The organism is Actinomadura vinacea (assembly GCF_039532545.1).
Taxonomy (GTDB): Bacteria; Actinomycetota; Actinomycetes; order Streptosporangiales; family Streptosporangiaceae; genus Spirillospora; species Spirillospora vinacea.
The window spans coordinates 1-638 of record NZ_BAAARW010000010.1; the positions used below are offsets into that span (position 1 = coordinate 1).

The 638-nt window shown below is 66.9% G+C and carries 1 pseudogene; it reads right to left on the minus strand.

What is annotated here, in order from left to right:
- A pseudogene (locus ABD340_RS11755) lies at positions 1 to 638 on the minus strand (DNA-directed RNA polymerase subunit beta); the annotation flags it as partial.

The following is a 638-nucleotide window of genomic DNA, read 5'->3' on the forward strand; positions in this document are numbered from 1 at the left end:
CTGCTGGGTGATCATGGAGTACGGACCGGTCGACCGCGCATGGATCTTGTCATCGACCAGGTGGTGCAACTTGAGAACGTAGATGTAGCCGACCGAGATCGGGTCGCTGTAGGGCTCGCCGGACCGGCCGTCGAACAGCTGCGCCTTGCCGCTGGGCATCACCATCCGGTCGCCGTCGCGGTTGACGAGGGTGCTGCTCAGAAGGCCGATGATCTCCTGTTCGTCGGCACCGTCGAAGACCGGGGTGGCGACGTTGGTGCGCGGCTCGACGCGGCCGAAGCCCTTCTCGCGCAGCCGCTCGGCCCACTCGCCCTCGACCCCGCTGAGGTCCCAGCCTTGCGCGGCGATCCACCCCAGATGGGTCTCCAGGACCTGGCCGACGTTCATCCGGCCGGGCACGCCCAGCGGGTTGAGGACGATGTCGACCGGGGTGCCGTCCTCCAGGAACGGCATGTCCTCGACCGGAAGGATCTTGGAGATGACGCCCTTGTTGCCGTGCCGGCCGGCCAGCTTGTCCCCATCGGTGATCTTGCGCTTCTGCGCCACATACACCCGGACCAGCTCGTTCACACCCGGCGGCAACTCGTCACCCTCGTCACGGGAGAACACCCGGACGCCGATGACCTTGCCCTCCTCAC